Here is a 21,323-nt window from a genome sequence, read left to right as displayed (position 1 = left end):
CATTTCAATTGCTTTTGCCTTTATTTCCACTGGATAACTTACTCTTGTTGCCAACGTAAAAACACCTCCAAGGTTGTCTCCATATCTTACGACATGGTTGCATTTTCTTGAAGGTGTTTTGATTTGTCTCACGTTATGGGGTCAGTCCCTTCTGCTCATGGCAAAGGGACGTTCTTTTTTTGTCCAAATATAAGGAGGGAACACATCATGCACACTTTTGAACATATGCACACGCTTTTTATTGAGAAACATTTAGAAAAGAGAAGCGGTGAACGCAAAGCGAGATTATTAAGAGGACACAGCTATGGCGAGAAGCTCCTTCTTCAAAATGTATGGTGGCCGGTATTCGGCAATTTTGATTACCTGCACCCAGAATATGAAGTCTATGATCGGAACCGCAAATCGTATTTTCTTGATTTTGCGTTTCTCCCGCCTTTTGGGCGTTTTGATATAGAATGCGACGGTTTTCAGTCTCATGTCAAAGACATGGATCGCGAGAAATTCAGCTACTCACTAAATCGTGACACTTTCTTAACTGCATTAGGCTGGAAAATGATCCATTTTTCTTTTGACGATATTAAAGATCGACCAGAAATATGCCGCTCTTTGCTTCAGCTCGTTATCGGACCTTATTTATTGCAAAAAGTAAATATAAATCCCGTTTCAAAAATTGAAAAAGATTTGCTCCTGCTCGCATGGCAGCTCGGTCGCCCTATTCGCCCAATTGATGTTTGCAACGCGTGGAAGCTCAACTTCCGCACAGCCCGTAAGCTCCTTGCCGGACTAGCTGACAAAGGTTGGCTCCAATCCGTATCCAAAGGGAGAACCATCAGATATTATGAGCTGAAAAAAGACACGCTTGAGCTCTTATTCTAATAGGGCGTAGTGAGGGAATCATGATCAGTATTGCATTTCACCAGTAAACAGCTAATCGGAATTGTGAATTATGGTAGTGATTGCTTTAGTTGATTATGATAGTTAACCGCAATAGTGCATCGCGCTAGTGATTGCGTTAGTTAATTGTGCGAGTTAACTGCAATAGTACATCGCGCTAGTGATTGCGTTTGTTAATTGCTCTAATTAACTGCAATTGTGCATCGCGCTAGTGATTGCATTATTTAATTGTGCTAGTTAACTACAATAGTGCATCGCGCTAATTATCGTGCTATTTAATCACCATTGTGAATTAAGCTATCCTGTAGAAATGCAGGATAGCGGCTGGATTAGCTTAATTCGTAGCATCTATGTTGTATTTATACCATATAGCATCTCATTTATAAGCTTGCAATACCGAATTACGAGCTAGTTCCTGCAGAAATACAGGATAGAGAGGTTTTACTCCTAAATTAGCTTAAGTTACTGCAAATGTGCAGGATAGCCGCATCAATACAACTAGTTAGCCAAATAGACTATAGTAATCAACCGTCAGCAACAACGCGCAACAATCACGGTACGGGATAGCGAGAAAATTCATTTAAAACTAAGGACCAAAGTCCAAAAGCATAAACTCACCCAATAAAAAATCTATAAGTCATTCCTTTTTGGTTCAAATCTAGCAGCCCGTACTCACCTTTAATAAAGAAGCATGCTATTTAACCTACATCTTATGTAAATCCATAGCTGCCTGCAGTGCCAGCCCGCTCCCTAACGAGCAAAGACATCAAAACCTAAAGACCAAAGTGCCAGAACCTAAAGCCCACCAACTAAAATAAATCTACAAATCATACTGCTCTTGATCCAAAACAAACAGCCTGCTCTCACCTTATACAAGGGAGCAAGCTGTTTGATCTACATCCCATAAACATCCATAGCCGCCTGCAGTGCCAGGCCTGCCTCCAACTGATGACCGTGTCGCAGCAGAACGGCTTCCAGCGCGCCGAGCGTAAGCAGCACGTTGCGCTTGCTGCAGCTGTAGCCCATCGTGCCGATGCGCCATATTTTCCCCTTCAAGGGACCGAAGGAGCTGGCGATCTCGATGCCGTAATGATCAAGCAGCATCGAACGTACAGATTCTCCGTCTATGCCAGCCGGAATTTCAATACAAGTAACGACGGTCATTTTGCAGGCGGGGTCGCCGTAGAGACGCAAGCCCATTGCCTCCAAACCAGCAATCAACGCTCCTTCATGCTCACGATGCCGTGCAAAACGCGCCTCCAGCCCCTCTTCCAGCACGAGCCGCAGCCCTTCACGAAGCGCATAAAGCATGGACGTCGCTTCCGTATGATGATTGAGCCGAGCCGGACTCCAATAATCCTGCAGCTGACTCAAATCCAAGTAGTTGCTTTGAATCGGGCGCAGCAGCGGGTCATCCTCGTCGTCAGCAAGAAGCAGCCCTCTTTCAACCTTTTTGCGGCTGAGCAGCTTCACCTCTGCACGTTTATTGTACGTAATCGGCGCCATGCCTGCCGGTACGGATAAACACTTCTGCGTGCCTCCAATTACCGCATCGATGAGCAGCCGATCAGTCGCTACCTCAATACCGCCAATTGTCGCAACAGCGTCCACAATGAAGAGCGCATTCACTTCCCTGCACGCTTGCCCGATGCCTTCGAGCGGCTGCATTCTTCCCGTTGATGTCTCGCCATGCACAAGTGCTACGACATCAGGCTGATGCTCCTTTATGGCATTAACTATTTCCTCCGTTAAAAATACACTGCCCCAATCTTTCTCCAGTGTTACAACCTCAGCACCGCAGCGCTTCGCAATCTCGGTCAGCAAATGGCCGAAGCGTCCATAAATCGGTACCAGCACCTTATCGCCAGGCTCGATCAAGCCTACGAGAACAGCCTCTATCCCCGACCTCGACGTCCCGTCCACAGGGAATGCCCATTCATTATCAGTCTTAAATAATTGGCGCAGCATCTCCATTGTTTCATTCATTAATGCCGTAAACTCTGGGTCAAATTGTCCCAATATCGGATACGACATCGCCCGCAGCACCCGCGGATCCACCTCGACTGGACCCGGTGTCATAATCGTACGCGGTGATGGCGCCAAATCTTTGTATAGCTTCATAGCTCTTCCCCCTCATAGCCTAGTCGATACAGCAGCTCTGTCAGCACGAGTACACCAACCGCAAGCTCCCGTGGCTCTGTATACTCCTCCGGTGAATGCGATATGCCTCGTCTACTTGGAACAAATAACATCGCAGTCGGACAAATATGCTCAAACATTTGTGCATCATGCCCCGCTCCGCTAACCATTCGTTTCGAAGAAATGCCCATTTCACCACAAATATGATCCATATGCTGTTTGAGCACATTATTCATCGGAACCGGTTCTTCCCTAAACCACTCCGTCCCTTGAATCTGCAGCTGCCTCTCACCTGCCAATGCCGTAAAACGCTGTACGATCCAGCGGCAAAAGCTATCGAGAGCCTGTTCATTGGCATGACGCGCATCTACAGTAAATACAACCTTTCCCGGAACGACATTTGGTACATTCGGAAACACCTGCAGCCTGCCAGCAGTCGCCACTAATGGCGATCCAAGCCGCATAGCCTCTTGACGCAGCGCCCCAATCATCGCACTAACCCCTTCAAGCGCATCCCTGCGCATATGCATCGGAGTCGTTCCCGCATGATTCGATTCGCCAATGACTTCAAACTTCAATCTTCGTTGGCCAGCAATTGTTTCCACTACACCGATAGCGACGCCTTCCTGCTCCAGCACCGCCCCTTGCTCGATATGGATCTCAATAAACGCGCCAATATCATGACGGCGGCTATCCCTGCCCGTTCCTTCACCAAAGCCGCATTGCTGCATCGCATCCGCAAAAAATACATCTTGAGCATCCTGCAAATGAACAATTTGCTCAAAGTTTCGTTTGCCGGCGATGCTGCCCGATCCCCAGTAAGCCATCGGAAATCGGCTGCCTTCCTCTTCGCAGAGGGATACAAGCTCCAGCGTTCGCTTCGGGTTGCCGAATTGCTTTTGCAAATAATCAAGTGCAAGCAAACCCGCCGCAATGCCATAGGCTCCGTCATAATGCCCGCCTTGAATAACCGTATCAATATGTGAGCCCGTTATAATAGAAGGCGCATCCGGATCGTCGCCTTGTAATTTTCCGAATAAGTTGCCAACGTTATCAAACTCCGTCGTTAGACCGCAGCTCTCCATTTTGAGCGCAAGCGCTTGCTGCGTCTCCAGCCATCCCTCGGTATAAAGCAGCCGCGTTATGCCGCCTTCTTCATCCGGGCTATATGTTGCCAGCCAATTTAATACTTGCATAACCTGCGTCTCGAAATACGATAATAGCCGTTCCTTCTCTCTCGGATGGGAAAGTACACTTCGCATCATAGCTGCTCCTCCTTCCATTAACTTAAGCCTATTGCCTAACCCACTCGCCTTGCATACTCTCGCTTAACCCTTCCGATTCTTCATAGACAAGGCGACCCCTTACATAGGTAGCCTTTATTTTGCAATGAAGCTCTTCACCGACATACGGACTATGCTTATGACGTTGATACAGCTGCTCCGCTTCCAGCGTATAAGACTTGTTCAAATCAATCAGCACAAGGTCAGCGTCTGCACCAATGCGTATTTCACCCTTCGAATCTTGCAGTCCAAATCGTCTTGCCGGCCCGCTTGCCAGCAGCTCGCTGATCAGCGTGAGCGGCAGCCCCCGCTTCACATGGCCTTCTCCCACAATGAGCTCTACCGAGCTTTGCGCTCCTGCGATACCGCCCCAAGCATCAAAGAAGTTGTCCGCCTCCTTCATCGAGGCTGGACAAGGCGAATGATCCGACGAAATCATATCCACTCGCCCTTCGGCAACGGCATTCCACAGCTTCGCCCGCTCCTTGGCATCTCGCAGCGGCGGAGAGCATTTTGCCACCGCTCCCTTACGATCCAAATCAGCCGCTGTTAAAGCTAAATAATGCGGACAGGTTTCAACCGTAACGTTCATCCCGCGCTCACGCGCAGCCGTAATCAGATTAATGCCCGCCTCGCTGCTAATATGAACAAAATGAAGCGCACAGCCCGTTTGCTCCGCATAAAAGAGTGCCCGATTGATAGCCTCCAGCTCAGCAATAATAGGCCGCGAGGCCACATAGTCAGCAGGCGTCAATCGTCCTTCCGCCCGCATCGCTTGACCAAGCTTAGCAACAATCGGCTCGCTTTCGGCATGAAGGGCTAGCACCTTGCCGAGACCCGCGATGATCTTCATGCCTTCGAACAGCGTATAATCATCCACCTCTCGAAACGCATCCTCACTCGGATCACCCGGCGATGACATGAATGCTTTAAAACCAACCACTCCGGCTTCATCCAAAGGCGCAAGCTCATGCAGCTTGCCAGGCACCAAACCGCCCCAGATAGCATAATCCACATAGGACCGCCCCTCTGCAGCCGCCAGCTTCTGGTGCATACCATCCACAGTGACTGTAGGTGGGATGCCATTTAGCGGCATATCAATATAGGTGGTACAGCCGCCAGCCGCGAGAGCAGCGGACCCCTTCTCAAAGCCTTCCCACTCTCCCAAGCCCGGCTCATTCAAATGGACGTGTACATCAATCATGCCAGCCATAATGGTTAAGCCCGCTGCATCCACTACCAAATTCGCCTCTATATCATCGAGATTCTCGCCAAGCACAACAATACGTCCCGCTTTGATTCCTATGCCCAGCATTCGCACTTCATCCTTCAATACGACGCTGCCGTTTTTGATCAATACATCCAGCTTCTCTCGACCGACCATCTCACCCTCCGCCTTTCATTGCCCAGTCACTTTTATGCCGTTTATGAGCCGAATCTGCCAAATCGCGAAGCAGCTGCGCTGCTAATGAAATAGACCACGGACAACGAGGTCCGCGGCCCTATTAACTACCTATTTGTGTAAAACAAATCTCCTTATGGAGATGAGCATGTTTTAGCCGCACTCTATTTCTATTTCAGTTCTACTTCTATTTCAGTTCCGTAACTATCAAGCTTGCATCTACCTCTTTCAGCAGGCTCAGATCATGATAGGAAGCTGAAGCAGGAATCGATTTGATGTTGCCAACTGATTTCAGATACTCGCCGACAGCAGGCCCATTGCTTCCAAACACATAAGTATCGCTGACTTCCATCGAATACACATTCCGTGACATGATTTGAGTCAGCTCTTCCTCACTAAGGTGCAGCTCAGGCGCTAATGTTTTAATCGCTTCCTCACGGTTGTCATTGATATAATCCGTCGCTTTCTTCAAAGCGCGCAGGACAGCTTTTAAAGTGTTCGGGTTTTTCTTAAGGAAATCATCGGAAACTTGGATCGTCGTATGCACGCTCATCCAATTCACATCACCTTGCTTGTCAGGAAGCTCGCTCTTCGTGCCGCTGAAGAGGAACTTGCCGCCGCCTTGAATCGCCTTCGTAATGAACGGCTCCCAAGCAGCCAGTGCATCGATGTCACCCTTCTCCAAAGCGACAACCGCGTCGCTAGGTGCAAGATTTACATATTTGATTTTGCTTGCATCTACACCAAGCTCTTTAGCCATGTTATTGATTGCAATCGTAACGTCAGCACCGCTTGGAATACCTATCGTTTTGCCTTCAAGGTCCTTCGCGCTCTTCAACTCAAGCTTGCTTGAACCTACAACCGCTTGCGTGCCAGCAATTTGTGCGAGCGGCGCAATGATTTTGACCGGAATGTCTGTTGATTTCAAAATAATATCCATAAAGTTCGTTTGAATACTTACAGGTGCGCTGCCGCCGGCAACCATCGGTCCGATATCCGGCCCGCTCTCGATCAGTTGACTCGTTACATTAAGCCCTTCTTCCTTGAAATAACCAAGCTTGTCGGCAATAATTTGCTGCGATGAGATTTGTGCATCACGAACACCAACTAGCGTTAGATCTTTCATCTCAAGCTCAGTGGATGCCGGCGCATTTGCATTTGCATTTGCTGGCGCCTTCTCGTTGCCGCCGCACGCAGCAAGCACAAAAGTTAACGACGTAAGGACAATTGCAGATTTAAACCATTTTCCCGATTTTTTCATTGGTATTCCCTCCACTTATCTCTTTTTAGTTGTACTGCTTCAGCTTCGTATGTAGCGTTACTTCTCGATGGCATCTCGAAGTCCGCCTTTACGCCAAGCCATTACCCTCTTCTCAACCAGCTTCAGCAGGTAAGAAAACAAGCTATATTCTAGGCCAATCAGAATGATGGCAATGAACATATTCGATATTTTAAAATAATTTCTCGCATCTACGATGATGTAGCCAAGCCCTGATTTGGCCCCCATCATCTCGGAGACGATGAGCGCCGAGAAGGATAAGCCCAGACTCACCTGCGCGCCAACGAGGAAATTCGGAATGGCTGACGGCAGCATCACTCTCGTGAAAATTTGCCGCTCCGTCGCACCCAAGCTGAGCGCAGATCGGATCAGCGTGGAAGGCACCGACTTAAATCCGTCCAGCGTATACACCAGCACCGGGATAAACGTTGTCCACGCAATAAGCAGAACCTTCGGAAACTCGCCGATCCCGAACCAGATAATAAACAAGGGCAGCAGCGCCAAGGTCGGAATCGGGCCAACTAAGTTGAGAATGGGTGAAAACCATCGTTCAACCGTTTTGAACTTGCTCATGATGACGCCAACCCCTACCGCCACCGCACTTCCGATAACAAAGCCAAGCGCAATTCGAATCGTACTAGAGATCAAGCTGTCTGTAATAATCCCCGTCTTCGCGAGCTCCCAGCCCTCCGATAGCAGCATGGTCGGTGCAGGAAGAAAGTTCGGATTAAAAAACTTTGCCGTTTCATTCACTCTAGAGAACAGCTCCCAAAAAACGAAAAACATTATGGATGGGAGGATGTTATATTTCTGAAAAAACTGATTCATTGCCGATGGCCGTTTGCCTCGCGTCTGCTTGCTTATTACCGTCGTCCCCGTCCGTGAGGCCTGCATGCTTCCTGTGTCCTTCACGGTAGATAATTTGGCTCCGTTCATTATGACCCCACCTTTGCTTGCGCTAGCTCCAGATGCTCCTCATCCATAAGAACCCGTTCAATGCGGCTCATCATTTCGCCAAAACCAGCAGAATGGGAAGATCGCGGATGTTTAATTCCGACCTCGAAAATTTCTGCAATTTCACCATGCTTCATCACGACAACACGATCCGCGAGATAAACCGCTTCGCTTATGCTGTGTGTCACGAACAGGATTGTTGGTTTGAGCTGACTGCAAATCTTTTGCAGCTCTACTCGCATCGTCTCTCGCGTCAGTACGTCCAGTGCGCCAAACGGCTCATCCATTAGCAAAATGTCCGGCTTGCTCGCAAGCGCCCTTGCAATGCCTACCCGCTGCTTCATACCCCCCGACAATTCACCAGGATAATGTCCGGCGTATTGTTCCAGCCCTACCAGCTTCAGAAACTCCATTGCGGTTTCCTTCGCCTGTGCTTTTGGCATCTTCTGCACTTCTGGGCCGAAGGCAATGTTGTCCTTTATGGTCATCCAAGGGAATAAGGCATGATCCTGAAATACCATTCCTCTCGACTTGGAAGGCCCCTTAATTTCTTCTCCATCTACGGTAATCGCACCATCATCAGGCAGAAGGTAACCCGCAATCATATTTAACAGCGTCGATTTGCCGCATCCGCTATGGCCAAGTATGCAAATAAACTCATGCGAGTTAACTGTAAGATCTACATTTTTCAAAATCGTTCTGCTTCCAAAGCTTTTCCCAACCTGATTCACCACTAATTTCATTTGTACCAACCCCAATCCCTTGTTGTTGTCAGGTTATATAACACAAAATTGTTTTGTAGCTACATCATAATCCGAATCCATGTCATTGTCATTGTGCATAGTAGCTAAAAATATCCCATGTTCCTTGCATAATCCGCACAATCATATATTTACACCCCGCTGCATAGATGATATATTGTGTCATATAATCTAACATAAAAAGCATTGGCGGTGTGGTTATGCTCCTAAAAGAACTCTTATCTCTCCCGGTATATGCGAATGCAAAAATACTTGCCGGACATGACGGCATGACAAATAGCGTCCAATCGGTCAACATCATGGACGCTCCAGATATTATTAACTATTTGAAACCGCAGGAATTGCTTCTCACGACCGGTTATGCGATGAAGGATCAACCAGAGGCTCTGCTCTCACTCGTCAAAAGCATGGCTGAGTTCGGATGTGCCGGTCTAGCGATTAAGACCAAACGTTTTTTGCAGGAGGTGCCAAGCGATGTGCTTCAGTGTGCGGAAAAGCTTCATTTCCCGATTATCGAGCTGTCTCTGGCACATTCGCTGGGTGATATATGCAATGACTCGCTTAGCCATATTTTGGAGAAGCGCACGGATGAGCTGCATTATGCATTGACGACACATAAACAGTTTTCACAAATGATTATGCAGGGCAAAAGCACCGTCGACGTCATCGAAGCGTTGTCGCTACTTATCGACTCCCCGGTTATGCTGATCAATCCACAAGGCGGACTTCTACATCGTTCAAACGCTATGACAACGGATTTGTATCTTGCATTGTCGTCCGATCTTCAAGCAGAGCTGATCTCACCCTCGCTGCACAGCTCTTATAGCATCCCATTTACTTCTCCAACTTTCATTGGCGCACCTTTTACAGCTGTTGAGCTGTACCCGATTGTTACCTTTCAGCTAGAAGGATTGTTGGTCGCTTTGACGAGCGACAGCAGCAAACACTTCAGCAACTTAACGAAACATGCAATGGAACAAGCCGCCAACGTCATCGGACTCGAGCTTATCAAGAAGCAAGCGGTCAAAGAGCGGTCGCGGCGTTATAAAAATGAGTTTTTCTCCGACTTTGTTGACGGCCTCATTACCTCTGAGCAAGAGCTTATTCATCGCAGCAAAAACTATGATTTGTTGAATCATCCCGTTTACGTCAGCATTGTCGCTAAGCGCGATACCTCTTTTGATTCTTTTCGTCCGCCAAGCGCACTCGAATCTGATGGCCGCTTTATATCTGAGCGCGACCGCCATTACAATGTACTGAAAAGCGAGTTTTCGAAGCTTGATTTGCGTTTTGTACTTTTTACGAAAAACGAATACTTCTGCTTCCTTATCGCACTTAAGGCAAATCAAGATGCTGCCAAAGGCACCGAAGATAAGTTTTTAGGGCAGCTGAAGCAAATGGTGCTTTGCCTAAGCGAGCAGCACGGCATCCCCATCTCGATTGGCATCGGGAATCCGGTATCACAGCTTACACAAGTCCCTTTATCCTATAAGGAAGCGATCGAAGCGCTGCAAACAGGTTACGACGCGCGAAAGAAGCAGTTTGTCCAACCTTACCGCGCCAAAGATTTCAGCAACTTGCTGCGGATGATCCCAAAGGAGGAGCTCAAGGAATATTACGAGGAGACGTTCAAGGATTTATTAAGCATTGAAGGCAAGGAGCGCAGCGATTTAATGAAAACGCTCAGCACCTTCTACGATACGCATTGTCAGCTTGCCGAAACGGCAAAGCAGCTGTTCGTGCATCGCAACACCGTCACCTATCGCCTCGAAAAATGCGAAAGGCTCACCGGCCGCGATTTGCGAGATCCCGTGGAGAGCCTTCGCTTCCGCACCGCATTTTCGATGCAGTTGATGTTCATGACAGACTAAGTGCAAACTTGAGCACTCGACTCGTATTACTTTCCACGCTGTAAGGGCATATTTGTGCTTACCAGCAAGATTTCGAGCTGATCTTATGCCAATTGCACCTAATATGCATATATATGTGCTTATTAGGTGCTAACTCTGGCACTTATGTGCTGTTAGAGCATCCGCGCCCTTAAAGCGGTTAGTCGAGCTTGCCCACCCGCAACGCTCTACCTAACCCCGCGCTTCGCCTTTTTACAGTTCAGCTTGTAGGTTTTTCCGTATGCCTTGCCGTAGCGTACGATTTTCCGAAGCATCGATTGGTCATCAAGCAGTAAGAACGGGCATGGATCAGGCAGCGTATTAACTTCAAGTATCCATGGCTTAAGCTCGCGATCAAGCGCAAGATCGACACCTAATTCCTTAATGCCGGGATACGTCTGGTGGAGCTTCATTGCGGTGAGAACGCCAAGCTTATCCATCCCATTCAACATACGCCGCCTCACTGGCGCACTCATATAACGCCTCAGCAAATACCCTGTTGGATAAATCGTTCCTCCCTGACTGCCATTCGTTACAATTTTCCGAGGATGAGCTACTCTGCCCAAAGTTCCCGTCGCCTCCCAAACCCCGTGCGGCGACTGCTGCACCACGAGCCTTATATCAAATGGACGCCCCTTATGCCTCAGCAAGCGAATCCCTTTTTGCACTAGGTAAGCCTTCCTTTTCGAATCTCTCAAAATAGACCGATAAGCCGCTTTATAGGTGAAAAAAGCCAACCTTTTTTCTCCAAGCTGGTACGAATAGGGCCGAAAGCCCTCCTCGTCAAGCTCTACCCTCATCACACCTCTCCCCTGTCCACCTCTGATCGGCTTTACATACACCATCCCCCACTGTTTTAACATTTTAAGCAGGCTCTTCCTTGTCATCATCTCCGCTTCCGGCAAATGATTCTTTAACACCGAGTCACGTCTCATCACTTCCGATTTGGCCCACTTATCCGCAACCGTACGACGATGTTTTTTCATAAACGATATAGCAGCCACCCTCTCTCTCACAATATACTACTGCCTCATGATTCACTCTTATTAGCATACGAAGCTTGAACGAAATGGATGTAGGCGTTTGTCCCCATAATCAGAACCTAGAGGCGCAAACGACATATGCTTAATTAACGCATTCATTCGAGATATTTGTCCTACAGGAGGCTCAACACCAAATGTCACCACTAGCTTTGCTTCATCCGCATATCAAGCGAATCGTCCAGCATCACCCCTGGTACAACACCCTTCTTCAACAGGATGGAATAGATCCGCAAGTTTGCCAGTTGTCTGATCTTCCGCTCATCACGTCGGACATTTTGGAGCAGCATTATTTTACGGGGAGAGCTCGAGAAGAGGAAGGTTTGTCCGTTTACAAAACCTCAGGCACTTCATCAGGCGTTCGCAAAGCGATTTATTATTCAAAGGAAGATGACGAGAGTTATATCGATGCAAAAACAGCCTGCTTTCAGGATTGGCTGACCACCAGCGCCAGTGCAGCCAGTACTGCCGCTGAGCCTCCCGTCCCTATTCGCAGAGCATTAGCCGACATGGGTACAGGGCATGCAGCAAACACAGCGCTGACCATCTTTGAGCGGCTTGGCTTGGAGGCGGATTCCCTGTCGTTCTCACTCCCGATTGAAGAGCATATTGCGAGGCTGGAATCCTATCGACCAGAGCTTCTTTATACGATGCCGTCGATTTTGGATGCTATCGTCTCTCACGCGAAGGAACCGAAGCAGTTTGGCATCAAAAAAATAATAGTGGTCGGCGAAATCGCCCCGCTCCAGTGGCAGCACAACATGGCCGAACGGTTTGGAATCGAGCCGCAGCATATTTTAGACACGTATGGCTCGATTGAAGTTGGAGCAATCGCCTCCTATTCACATGAGCTTGGGCTATATGTCATCGCTGATGACATTTATGCCGAGGCAATACCGGCAGAGCAAATCGACGACAGCTTTGAACCGCTGAAAGAGAACGAAGCCGTTCTCGCATTAACCTCTTTTGTACGTTCATTGTTCCCAGCTATGAGGTACGTCACCTACGACGTCGTGCGTGATTTTCAAACCATCTGCATAGACGGCAAGCAGCGGCAATGCTTCAGCTGTATCTCCAAGCGAATCGGCACGGATCTGAAGCATGGGGAAAAAATCAGCCTATACGATATCGAAAGTGTCGTACACCAATACATCCATGACGCACAGCTTCGAGTAAGACTCCGTGAGAATAAGCTGCTTGTTCATATTCAAAGCAAATCGCTGAAAGATGAAATGCTTGTCCATATTAAGCATGCTATCGAGCATAAAATTGGGGACATTGGACAAATGATTCAAAATCGCATGCTTGAGGGCATTTCGGTAACACGCGCAGCGGAAAATGAACAACTTGAACGCGGGACGGTGAAATCCAAAAAAATTTATTTTTAAGGGGTGTTAGCCTTTGGAGAGAAATTTGTTGTCCATCATCGGGAATACGCCGCTCGTTCAGCTCTCGAAGCTGTTTGCGAACGATCGCGGCATTAAAGTATTCGCAAAGCTTGAATTGCTAAACCCAGGAGGCAGCGCCAAAGACCGATCCGCCGCCCGTATTATTAATAAAGCATGGGATGAAGGCTTGATCGGGCCCGGCTCCGTCATCATTGAGTCCAGCTCAGGGAATATGGCGATTAGTCTCGCTGCCATCAGCTCCTACCTCGGCATGAAATTCGTAAGCGTCATTGATCCGAAGGCGGCGCAGCAAAATATCCGCATCATGCGTGCTTATGGCGCAGAGATCGAACTGGTTGAAGAGCCTGATATTGTGACAGGTGAGTTTCTGCCCGCAAGGTTAAATCGAGTACAGCAATTATTAGAGCGCATTCCCAATAGCTTCTGGCCGAATCAATATGCGAATAAAAACAACTATTTGTCTCACTATGAGGGTACGATGCACGAAATTGTTGAAGAGCTGGGCCATGTCGATTTTATTGTCGGCGGCGTCAGCACCTGCGGCACCATGTTAGGCTGCTCGCAATATGTGCGCGAGCATAAGCTATCCACGAAAGTGGTAGCTGTCGATGCGGCAGGCAGCGTTATTTTCGGAGGTTTGAACGGCAACCGCCGCTTCCCGGGACTTGGAACAGGTATCATACCGCCCTTTGCCCAGACGAGGTTTATGGATCAATCTATAAAGGTAGCCGATAAAGATATGGTCGATGGCTGCAGACTGCTCGTTGCGCAGGAATCGATTTTGGCAGGACCTTCCTCTGGCGCGATTATCCATGCCTTAAAATCGATCGAGCACGAGCTGCCCGATGATGCCATATGCGTCGTTATTATACATGATCGCGGAGAGCGATACATGGATACCGTATTCAACGATGAGTGGGTAAAGCAGCAATTCGGCTGAATCCGCTCTGAAATTTAGCACACTCCCTAATCCAAAAACGAGAGGAACATGACCGTGCTATATCTCGGCGATGAACATATTCGCACTATCGGATTGCACTGGGAAGAGCTTGTTGACAGCATAGAGGTTGCGGTGCAAATTATCGATTCAGGCGATTATGCACAGCCGATAAAGCCCTACCTGCGTTATCGCAATCCAGCTAATCGCATCATAGCTATGCCTGCTTACATCGGCGGGTCGGTAAAGACTGCCGGTATGAAGTGGATCGCCAGCTTCCCAGGCAATATCGACGCCGGTTTGCCAAGGGCACACAGCGTCACACTGCTCAACAACGCAGAAACAGGCATTCCTTACGCCATGCTGGGCACCTCGCTGCCGAGTGCTGCCCGGACAGCTGCAGTCAGCGGTTTATTCATCCGCCATTATCTAAAAACACGCACCGCATCAAAAAGCTTAAAGATTGGAATCATCGGCTTCGGACCTGTAGGCCGGCTTCATTATGATATGTGCTGCCGCCTATTCGGAGAGCATTTAGAGGATATACAGGTGTATGATATACGCGGATGCGAGCTGGATAACCCTGACCTCGCTGCTGTGGACGCTGCACTGCGCCACTGTACGCGTCTCGCCAGCAGCTGGCAGCAGTTATATAACGAGTGCAATCTCATTATTAATTGCACAGTAAGCTCTCAGCGTTATATCGATACTCCTCCCGCTGAAGGCACTCTTCTGCTCGATGTTTCTTTACGGGATTATACAACAGCAGCTATAAGCGGCATTAACGCGATTATCGTCGACGATTGGGTAGAGGTTTGCCGCGAAAATACTGACATTGAGCTGCTCCATCTTGAGTGCGGCTTAACTGAAGCACAAACCAGCTCCCTAACCGATGTGATATGCCGCGAAGCGCTTGCCAGCATCTCCGATTCGGAGCCTATATTATTTTGTCCGATGGGTATGGCCGTGTTTGATATGGCGATAGCCGATTATTTCATCCAGCGAGCGCAAGCGCTTGGAATCGGACTACAGCTTAAGTAATGCTCCCAGCGGCAAAATGGCTATATGCCGCTTCACGGGTATACAAAAAAAGGATGACACCAGCGGCACGCATGGCATCATCCTTTTTTTTCGTTGGTGCTATGATGTGATAGGAGGCAAACCTGCTCGATTAAGCAGATTGACCAAGTCGATTGACTGGAAATGAATATACCTTCGAACGCTCTCCAGCCTCAGCTGCTTCTTCGCTAGCTTTCTTCGTATTGGTCAGCTCCATAAACCAAGCCTCGTCCCATGTATCTAAAGCTAAGTCAATTGCATTTTGAAAAACCTGCGCATCATTTATAGTAATTTCGGATACGTTTTTGAGCCATGATGAACGAACGGCTACAGTTTTCCCTATAACCTCTACGTTATCCGACTTTACAACGCTCACGGTTACAAATCCTTGCAAAATATCGATGGTTTCGACAAAACCATGAATGAGCTCGCCATCTTTTGTTTTACCTTGTACCCAATCGCTTATGTTGAATTTCATCTCCAAACACCACCTATCCCTAATAGTAAGAATACCCCGTTAACTGTAACTTTTTTTGGTACACTTGCTTTAAAAAAGTAGACGCTTCTTTTATGATTAAGCTACGTCCTATTGGTGACTTCCATACTGTAAGTTTAATGATTACAGTTACCTTTGTCAAGTTGTTCATGAGAAATGGACGTTATGGCTTTAACGCCCAGCTTCCCACTACAATAATATGCGGTTTAGCTCCAGCCCCAGAAGAAACCGTCTCTCTCCCAAGCGGCCTTTCCCTTATGAAGCTTACGGAACATTTTTTTCACTTCTTTGTCGATTGAAGCGTTGCCGTGCTCATTCACATATATAAACGATTCGCCAAAATGGCTTTTTATATGCTCAACTGCGGCGCTTTGATGCAAAATCCCTTTTTCCTTCAATTCGTTCAGCATCCATTCTGCAACCTCATTAGCAGTATAAGACATCGCTCTCACTCCTCCATTAAATAAACGCTGTAACTATAGCACACTTCGTCCTCCCTCTACAATATAAGGAGTCGCTGTGCGCATTGACAGTGTATTGTCCATTCCTCTATATTATATTTATCACAATTTAATTTTGTTAAACTTAGAACATTAGCTCATTGCCTTTTAAACAAACAAATTCACCTTCCCACGGAGGACAACAACATGGACAGCAACGAAATTTTAAAACTGGACAATCAAATATGCTTCGCTTTTTATGCCTGCTCTCGCGAGATCACTAAGCTTTATCGCCCAATGCTCGAGAAGATCGACCTTACCTACACGCAATACGTTACAATGCTCGCCCTATGGGAGCAGGACCATGTTACGGTAACCGCGCTTGGCAATAAGCTTTATCTCGACTCAGGCACGTTGACCCCGCTTCTTAAGAAGCTGGAAGCTGCAGGACATATTACGCGTACGCGTGACCGCAACGATGAACGCAGCGTATTGGTGGAACTCACAGCGCAAGGCCGAGCATTAAAGGAACAAGCCGTCGATATTCCTCATCAGCTCGCACGCAAGCTTGACGGCACACCTGAAGAAGGTGCTGCATTGCTGGAACAAATGCATCAGTTCCTAGACCGAATACAGCAAGGATCAGCTAGAGCATAACGGAAAAAGACAGCTGCCCATTACTTATTCTGAAGTTCTGAAGGGAGCAAGCTATGACATCATCTACGGTTAGGCCATTTGGCCAAACGAGTTTGCAGTTATCTCCGCTTGGCCTTGGCTGCTGGCAATTCAGTAATGGCAAAGGGCTCGTCGGAAAGTTTTGGCCCGCTCTGAAGGGCGAAATCATTAATGATATCGTAAAAACAAGCTACGAAGGCGGCATTAACTGGTTTGACACCGCTGAAATTTACGGAAACGGCCAATCCGAGCAGCTGCTCGCCAGCGCTTTGCGCGAAGCCCTGCCAGCAGAGGATAAGGTCTATATTGCGACCAAGTGGTGGCCGGCAATGCGTACCGCCAGCAACATTGGCCGTACAATTGATGTGAGAATTAAACAGCTTGAGGGGCGTACAATCGACCTTTATCAAGTCCATCAGCCCTTCTCCTTCTCTTCAGTGAGCAGTGAGATGAAGGAAATGGCGAAGCTGGCCGCTGCCGGAAAAATCAAAAATATAGGTGTAAGCAATTTCTCCGCTAAACAAATGCGCGAGGCCGATCGCGTTCTGCGAGAGCATGGCTTGCAGCTCGCCTCCAATCAAGTAAAATACAGCCTACTTGACCGCCGCATCGAGAAAAATGGCATTCTCCAGACGGCGCAAGAACTTGGTTGTGCAATCATTGCTTATTCTCCACTTGAACAGGGTATATTAAGCGGGAAGTTTCATCATGATCCTTCTTTGATCAAAGCAATTAGCGGCCCGCGCAAATGGAGCTCCGCTTTTCAAACAAACGGCCTAAAACGCTCTAAGCCGCTTATTGATTCGCTTGAGCAGGTAGCTGCTCGTTATGAGGCTACCGCAACACAAATCGCGTTAAATTGGCTCATCCACGCTCATGGAGATACTGTATTCGCGATTCCCGGAGCATCAAAAATTCACCACGCCGAGCAAAACGTGAAAGCTATGCGTTTTAAGCTAACAATAGATGAAATTAACGAAATTAGCGAAGCTTCAGCACTTGCAGCTCGCTAATCCAGCCTCTCGATTCAAAGCAAGGAATGCAGGGTATAAGTAGATGTAACCTCATTCTAGCTTAGATACGAGAGGAGAACTCCCCTATGACGACAGCCATTGGAGTATTTGACAAAGAAGAAGGTGTCTTGGAAGCGATCAAACGGTTTCAAGCAGCGAGAACAAATAGACATAATCTTAGAATTGTTCTGAAGAACAAGGAATCGGCTCCGCTTCTTGTTTCCGATTCAAGCATCCCTATTGAGGAAGTTTATGAAATTCGAGAAGCGCAAGAGGTGAACCAATCCGGAACAATCACTCCGCTTAGCGCCGCTCCATTTGCAGCAGGTTCAGGTTATACCTCTGGAAGCACTGGCCTAAACGGCGGCCCTACCGGCATAGCCGCAGGCGCCGTGAAGCTCGATAATGAGCCTGATACTAAAGACGTGCTCCATGATATTGGCATAGAAGACAAATTCATCGAACCGTGCAAAGAAGCTATCGATCAAGGCTACTACTTGCTAGTGGCTGACACTGATAACGAAGCCGCAGCAGGAGCCCTGCTACTTCAGTCGGGTGCATATAAAGTTCTTTATTAAAAGCAAGCCAGAGGCTGTCCCTAGCAAATAGGGGCGGCCTCTTATTCATTTACAGACCAATAAAAACAGCCTCTGGGCACAAGCTAACTCACCTCTATTTATTTCATTTGACACCTCTATATAGATTGAGTACAATTAAATTATAAAAAATATAAAATCGGTTGATGGAGGTTGTTCCTATGTCCTTATACAATATTGAAGTAAAGACCATTAGAGGCGAAAATCAGACTCTAGCCCCTTATAAAGGCAAGGTCATGCTCATCGTGAATACAGCTACCAAATGCGGCTTCGCCCCGCAATTCAAAGGTCTTCAAAAACTTCATGACACCTACAATAAACAAGGCTTTTCTGTACTAGGCTTCCCCTCATCGCAATTCGCCAATCAAGAGCTTAGCGACGACAGCAAGGTTGCAGAAGCGTGCGAAATCAATTTCGGAGTATCGTTCCCTTTATTCTCCAAAGTGGATGTAAACGGCAGCACTGCGCACCCTTTATTCCAGCACTTGACGAATGAAGCGCGCGGCTTCCTCGGCACAAGGTCGATCAAATGGAATTTCACCAAATTTCTTGTCGACCAGAACGGCAAGGTATTAAAGCGCTTCGGATCAAAGGATACGCCTGAGAAAATCGAACGATATGTACAGAAGCTGCTGTAAAGTTCTGTTTAGGTCTTAAGCGCTTCAGTTAATATATCCCGCAAATAAAGAAGCCTTCTTCCCCACTCAGAGCGTGGATAAGAAAGCTTCTTTTTTAATTGCCGCAATATTCGCGTTACTGCTGCGAGCATGAAAAAACAATCGGATGATCACTTCTTTTAGCGATTAACCACTACCTTTGTCAGCCGTGCAGGAGAGCATGTTTTCGGCACGAATAACTCTAGTAATTAATAAGCGAGGTGATGACAATGGCGTTGTTAAAAACCAAAGAAGCCGCTCAGCTTCTTGCTGTCAGTGAAACAACAGTCAGACGTTGGATATCCCAGTTCCCCTCTTCTTTCGGCAAGGATACGCTCGGTCACTATACCTTTGATGAGACGGCTCTTCACAACCTGCAGCTGATTAAGCAAGAATTGGAGGAAGGGGGCAGCCTGCAAGACATTAACCTTTCTCCCGTTCCGCAAGATCTACAGGCATCCGCACCTGTATACGAGGATCGCGAGGAACTGCTCCATCGACTGAGCCGTTTGGAAGCTTCCCTATCCCAGAAAGCGGATGAAGTCGTCACTTACCAGCTGCTGAGCCACCGGCAGGAGCTCGACGAGCTTAGGCTCGTTCTGACTCAGCTAACCGCAAGCATGGACGCACTGCAATACCCCGAGCAGCATATCGCCGCCGCATCGCTCCCAGCAAAGGATCGCACCAAACGACGCAAGTTGATCAGCATCCTATTCCCTTTCCTATAACGACTAATCCTCTAGCTCTCGTAATGTCTCATGACGGGCAGCCAAGTTAAAGAAGACGAGTACAACTTGGCTGCTCCAATATAAAACTTTTTTAACTTATTGATCCTTATCCACTTACCTTTTCTAAAATATAAATAGCTTCATCGACGCTCATTTCCCTTTCGACCCGCTTCTCCATATCCTTCAAGCGTACTAAGCCTGCCTTCCATTCCGCCTCTCCCACCAGAAGAGCGTAACGTATACCGCTGTTCGCTACCGAAGCAAGTATATTTTTCAGCTTTCGTCCGCTAGAATCGAGCTTCACTCGAATGCCGCTCGCACGCAAATCCGCTGCGGTTTGCAGCAGTTCTGCCGCCGTTACGCTTACGGGAATGAGCACTACGTTAACCGAAGCCTTCGCTGCAGCTGCGTAACGTTCTTCAAGCAAAGCCATAATTGACTCCATTCCAAACGACAAGCCGACCGCTGCGTACTCAGCATCATCCCTGCCTATAAGCTGTCCAATAATGGCATCATACCGACCGCCGCCGCCAAGGCTCGATGCGAAGCCGTTCGAAGCATCAAATATTTCATAAACCGTACCTGTGTAGAAAGATAACCCGCGTGAGAGAAAAGGGTCAAACACACAAACAGACTCTAATCCAAGCTTGCGCAAAATATCACGAACCTCGATTACTTCCTGCGCCCCATCACTATATTGCAGGTCATATTTATCTATCAACGTCTCTAGTGTAGGCTCCTCCAGCTCAATCAACTCTAAAATCGCAGCAATGACCCCGCCAGCCAAACCCTTCTCAGCAAGCTCCGCCTTCACACTGTCTATTCCGATTTTTGCGAGCTTATCCAAAGTCAGCATAACCGACAACGAATCCGCCCCCTTGACGCCAATTGCTGCAAGCATTTCGCCAAGAAACCGCCTATTATTCCATTTTAATTGGATATCGAGCTCCAGGGTGCGAAACACATCGACAGCCAGCTGCATCAATTCCACCTCAGCTTCCGGCCCCTTCACCCCAACAACATCCACATCACATTGCAAAAATTCTCGCAGCCGCCCGCGTTTAACGGGACCGTCACGGAACACCTTCCCCATTTCATATCGCTTGAAAGGCAATTCAATACTCGGATTTAATGCCATCACCTTGGCAAAAGGGATCGTCAAATCATAGCGCAAGCCTAATCGTCGTTTTCGCTGATCTGTAAGCTGGTACATTTCCTTAACAATCTCATCGCCGCCTGCATATTTGGATGTCAAGAAAGCAAGATCAGTCAGCTCGGTAGACACCATCTCATCAAAGTCATATAGCTCAAACTTTTCCCGCAGAGTCTCCTGAATCTTTCTTCTAAGCGCTTGCTCCCTGCCGTAATAATCATAGGTTCCCTTTACAGTTTGCATCACGATCATTCCTCTCACTACGTTATTGGAATAAAAAAAACGCGCAGGACCTCTTGGTCCTGCGCGCATCGTATGCTGCAGGGAGGCCAACGCGAGAAGCGCTAGCCCACCCTGAATGTTGATCAGGGGTGCTAACGCTTGGTGAAATGATGAAGCTGATTCAATTGGAATGTGTACATAAGACCCAATCCCTTCGACTGAATTAATGTGATTATAGCGAATCAGCGCTTGTCGCGCAAGACCTTAAGCTTATTAGAGACTTTCAACACAATGATAA

The 21,323-nt window shown here is 47.8% G+C and carries 20 protein-coding genes; 10 read left to right on the top strand and 10 right to left on the bottom strand.

Annotated features, from left to right (window positions below; all coding sequences use genetic code 11):
* Positions 1-207 precede the first annotated feature (207 nt).
* Entirely contained in the window at positions 208-876 is a 669-nt protein-coding gene (locus AC1DPK_RS14730; RefSeq protein ID WP_477510784.1) for a PDDEXK family nuclease, read from the top strand.
* Between the two features lie 912 nt (positions 877-1,788).
* On the opposite strand, the gene AC1DPK_RS14725 is transcribed toward AC1DPK_RS14730, so the two are convergent.
* From AC1DPK_RS14725 to AC1DPK_RS14700, 6 genes are all read right to left on the bottom strand, one after another.
* On the bottom strand, positions 1,789-3,015 hold the full coding sequence (locus AC1DPK_RS14725) for a pyridoxal-phosphate-dependent aminotransferase family protein (protein ID WP_477510783.1): 1,227 nt from the start codon (positions 3,013-3,015) through the stop codon (positions 1,789-1,791).
* Entirely contained in the window at positions 3,012-4,298 is a 1,287-nt protein-coding gene (gene allC, locus AC1DPK_RS14720; protein ID WP_477510782.1) for an allantoate deiminase, read from the bottom strand. The genes AC1DPK_RS14725 and allC overlap by 4 nt, the downstream gene beginning before the upstream one ends.
* A 28-nt stretch (positions 4,299-4,326) precedes the next feature.
* Positions 4,327-5,700 carry an allantoinase gene (locus AC1DPK_RS14715; RefSeq protein ID WP_477510781.1) on the bottom strand — a complete coding sequence of 458 codons (1,374 nt, stop codon included), beginning with the start codon at positions 5,698-5,700 and terminating at the stop codon, positions 4,327-4,329.
* A 205-nt stretch (positions 5,701-5,905) separates the two neighbouring features.
* Positions 5,906-6,979 carry an ABC transporter substrate-binding protein gene (locus AC1DPK_RS14710; protein ID WP_477510780.1) on the bottom strand — a complete coding sequence of 358 codons (1,074 nt, stop codon included), beginning with the start codon at positions 6,977-6,979 and terminating at the stop codon, positions 5,906-5,908.
* 57 nt (positions 6,980-7,036) lie between these two features.
* Positions 7,037-7,825: an ABC transporter permease gene (locus tag AC1DPK_RS14705; RefSeq protein ID WP_477510790.1), complete on the bottom strand. Its 789-nt coding sequence runs from the start codon at positions 7,823-7,825 to the stop codon at positions 7,037-7,039.
* A gap of 107 nt (positions 7,826-7,932) precedes the next feature.
* Positions 7,933-8,694, bottom strand: coding sequence for an ABC transporter ATP-binding protein (locus tag AC1DPK_RS14700; RefSeq protein ID WP_339206353.1), 762 nt, complete (start codon positions 8,692-8,694; stop codon positions 7,933-7,935).
* A 218-nt stretch (positions 8,695-8,912) separates the two neighbouring features.
* On the opposite strand from AC1DPK_RS14700, the gene AC1DPK_RS14695 reads away from it, so the two are divergent.
* Complete coding sequence (locus AC1DPK_RS14695; RefSeq protein WP_477510779.1) at positions 8,913-10,583, top strand: PucR family transcriptional regulator; 1,671 nt, start codon at positions 8,913-8,915, stop codon at positions 10,581-10,583.
* 206 nt (positions 10,584-10,789) lie between these two features.
* Here AC1DPK_RS14695 and AC1DPK_RS14690 read toward each other — a convergent pair whose 3' ends face one another.
* A complete protein-coding gene (locus tag AC1DPK_RS14690) occupies positions 10,790-11,587 on the bottom strand; it encodes a YheC/YheD family protein (protein WP_477510778.1) in 798 nt (265 codons plus the stop codon).
* A 191-nt stretch (positions 11,588-11,778) separates the two neighbouring features.
* On the opposite strand from AC1DPK_RS14690, the gene AC1DPK_RS14685 reads away from it, so the two are divergent.
* Genes AC1DPK_RS14685 through AC1DPK_RS14675 form a run of 3 tightly spaced genes read left to right on the top strand, consistent with a single transcriptional unit; the run spans position 11,779 to position 15,028 of the window.
* On the top strand, positions 11,779-13,029 hold the full coding sequence (locus AC1DPK_RS14685; RefSeq protein WP_477510777.1) for a phenylacetate--CoA ligase family protein: 1,251 nt from the start codon (positions 11,779-11,781) through the stop codon (positions 13,027-13,029).
* Between the two features lie 13 nt (positions 13,030-13,042).
* Complete coding sequence (sbnA, locus tag AC1DPK_RS14680) at positions 13,043-13,990, top strand: 2,3-diaminopropionate biosynthesis protein SbnA (RefSeq protein ID WP_477510776.1); 948 nt, start codon at positions 13,043-13,045, stop codon at positions 13,988-13,990.
* 48 nt (positions 13,991-14,038) lie between these two features.
* Entirely contained in the window at positions 14,039-15,028 is a 990-nt protein-coding gene (locus AC1DPK_RS14675; RefSeq protein ID WP_477510775.1) for a 2,3-diaminopropionate biosynthesis protein SbnB, read from the top strand.
* Positions 15,029-15,158: 130 nt separating this feature from the next.
* Here the strand turns inward: AC1DPK_RS14675 and AC1DPK_RS14670 are convergent, their stop codons facing one another.
* Positions 15,159-15,524: a hypothetical protein gene (locus AC1DPK_RS14670; RefSeq protein ID WP_477510774.1), complete on the bottom strand. Its 366-nt coding sequence runs from the start codon at positions 15,522-15,524 to the stop codon at positions 15,159-15,161.
* A gap of 224 nt (positions 15,525-15,748) precedes the next feature.
* A complete protein-coding gene (locus tag AC1DPK_RS14665) occupies positions 15,749-15,985 on the bottom strand; it encodes a DUF6953 family protein (RefSeq protein ID WP_441877689.1) in 237 nt (78 codons plus the stop codon).
* Between the two features lie 204 nt (positions 15,986-16,189).
* Between AC1DPK_RS14665 and AC1DPK_RS14660 the strand changes: the two genes are divergently transcribed.
* The 5 genes from AC1DPK_RS14660 to AC1DPK_RS14640 all read left to right on the top strand — a co-directional run bounded on the left by AC1DPK_RS14660 (position 16,190) and on the right by AC1DPK_RS14640 (position 19,650).
* A complete protein-coding gene (locus AC1DPK_RS14660) occupies positions 16,190-16,639 on the top strand; it encodes a MarR family winged helix-turn-helix transcriptional regulator (protein WP_477510773.1) in 450 nt (149 codons plus the stop codon).
* Between the two features lie 53 nt (positions 16,640-16,692).
* Entirely contained in the window at positions 16,693-17,670 is a 978-nt protein-coding gene (locus AC1DPK_RS14655; protein WP_441877687.1) for an aldo/keto reductase, read from the top strand.
* An 86-nt stretch (positions 17,671-17,756) separates the two neighbouring features.
* Positions 17,757-18,248, top strand: a complete 492-nt coding sequence (locus AC1DPK_RS14650) for a hypothetical protein (RefSeq protein ID WP_477510772.1) — start codon at positions 17,757-17,759, stop codon at positions 18,246-18,248.
* A gap of 179 nt (positions 18,249-18,427) precedes the next feature.
* Positions 18,428-18,904, top strand: coding sequence for a glutathione peroxidase (locus AC1DPK_RS14645; protein WP_339206340.1), 477 nt, complete (start codon positions 18,428-18,430; stop codon positions 18,902-18,904).
* A 248-nt stretch (positions 18,905-19,152) separates the two neighbouring features.
* Entirely contained in the window at positions 19,153-19,650 is a 498-nt protein-coding gene (locus tag AC1DPK_RS14640; RefSeq protein WP_477510771.1) for a MerR family transcriptional regulator, read from the top strand.
* Positions 19,651-19,756: 106 nt separating this feature from the next.
* Here AC1DPK_RS14640 and hisS read toward each other — a convergent pair whose 3' ends face one another.
* Positions 19,757-21,046, bottom strand: a complete 1,290-nt coding sequence (hisS, locus tag AC1DPK_RS14635; RefSeq protein ID WP_477510789.1) for a histidine--tRNA ligase — start codon at positions 21,044-21,046, stop codon at positions 19,757-19,759.
* Positions 21,047-21,323 lie beyond the last annotated feature (277 nt).

The sequence above is a fragment of the Paenibacillus sp. 01T424 genome, assembly GCF_056398745.1.
This window is presented reverse-complemented; position numbering and strand designations above follow the sequence as displayed.

Coding starts and splice junctions, on each gene's coding strand:
- AC1DPK_RS14690 (WP_477510778.1), bottom strand. CDS start 11,587: ATGAAAAAACATCGTCGTACGGTTGCGGATAAGTGGGCCAAATCGGAA.
- AC1DPK_RS14650 (WP_477510772.1), top strand. CDS start 17,757: ATGACGACAGCCATTGGAGTATTTGACAAAGAAGAAGGTGTCTTGGAA.
- AC1DPK_RS14705 (WP_477510790.1), bottom strand. CDS start 7,825: ATGAATCAGTTTTTTCAGAAATATAACATCCTCCCATCCATAATGTTT.
- AC1DPK_RS14665 (WP_441877689.1), bottom strand. CDS start 15,985: ATGTCTTATACTGCTAATGAGGTTGCAGAATGGATGCTGAACGAATTG.
- AC1DPK_RS14695 (WP_477510779.1), top strand. CDS start 8,913: ATGCTCCTAAAAGAACTCTTATCTCTCCCGGTATATGCGAATGCAAAA.
- allC (WP_477510782.1), bottom strand. CDS start 4,298: ATGATGCGAAGTGTACTTTCCCATCCGAGAGAGAAGGAACGGCTATTA.
- AC1DPK_RS14715 (WP_477510781.1), bottom strand. CDS start 5,700: ATGGTCGGTCGAGAGAAGCTGGATGTATTGATCAAAAACGGCAGCGTC.
- AC1DPK_RS14640 (WP_477510771.1), top strand. CDS start 19,153: ATGGCGTTGTTAAAAACCAAAGAAGCCGCTCAGCTTCTTGCTGTCAGT.
- AC1DPK_RS14655 (WP_441877687.1), top strand. CDS start 16,693: ATGACATCATCTACGGTTAGGCCATTTGGCCAAACGAGTTTGCAGTTA.
- AC1DPK_RS14730 (WP_477510784.1), top strand. CDS start 208: ATGCACACTTTTGAACATATGCACACGCTTTTTATTGAGAAACATTTA.
- AC1DPK_RS14675 (WP_477510775.1), top strand. CDS start 14,039: ATGACCGTGCTATATCTCGGCGATGAACATATTCGCACTATCGGATTG.
- AC1DPK_RS14710 (WP_477510780.1), bottom strand. CDS start 6,979: ATGAAAAAATCGGGAAAATGGTTTAAATCTGCAATTGTCCTTACGTCG.
- AC1DPK_RS14685 (WP_477510777.1), top strand. CDS start 11,779: ATGTCACCACTAGCTTTGCTTCATCCGCATATCAAGCGAATCGTCCAG.
- AC1DPK_RS14645 (WP_339206340.1), top strand. CDS start 18,428: ATGTCCTTATACAATATTGAAGTAAAGACCATTAGAGGCGAAAATCAG.
- AC1DPK_RS14725 (WP_477510783.1), bottom strand. CDS start 3,015: ATGAAGCTATACAAAGATTTGGCGCCATCACCGCGTACGATTATGACA.
- hisS (WP_477510789.1), bottom strand. CDS start 21,046: ATGCAAACTGTAAAGGGAACCTATGATTATTACGGCAGGGAGCAAGCG.
- AC1DPK_RS14660 (WP_477510773.1), top strand. CDS start 16,190: ATGGACAGCAACGAAATTTTAAAACTGGACAATCAAATATGCTTCGCT.
- AC1DPK_RS14700 (WP_339206353.1), bottom strand. CDS start 8,694: ATGAAATTAGTGGTGAATCAGGTTGGGAAAAGCTTTGGAAGCAGAACG.
- AC1DPK_RS14670 (WP_477510774.1), bottom strand. CDS start 15,524: ATGAAATTCAACATAAGCGATTGGGTACAAGGTAAAACAAAAGATGGC.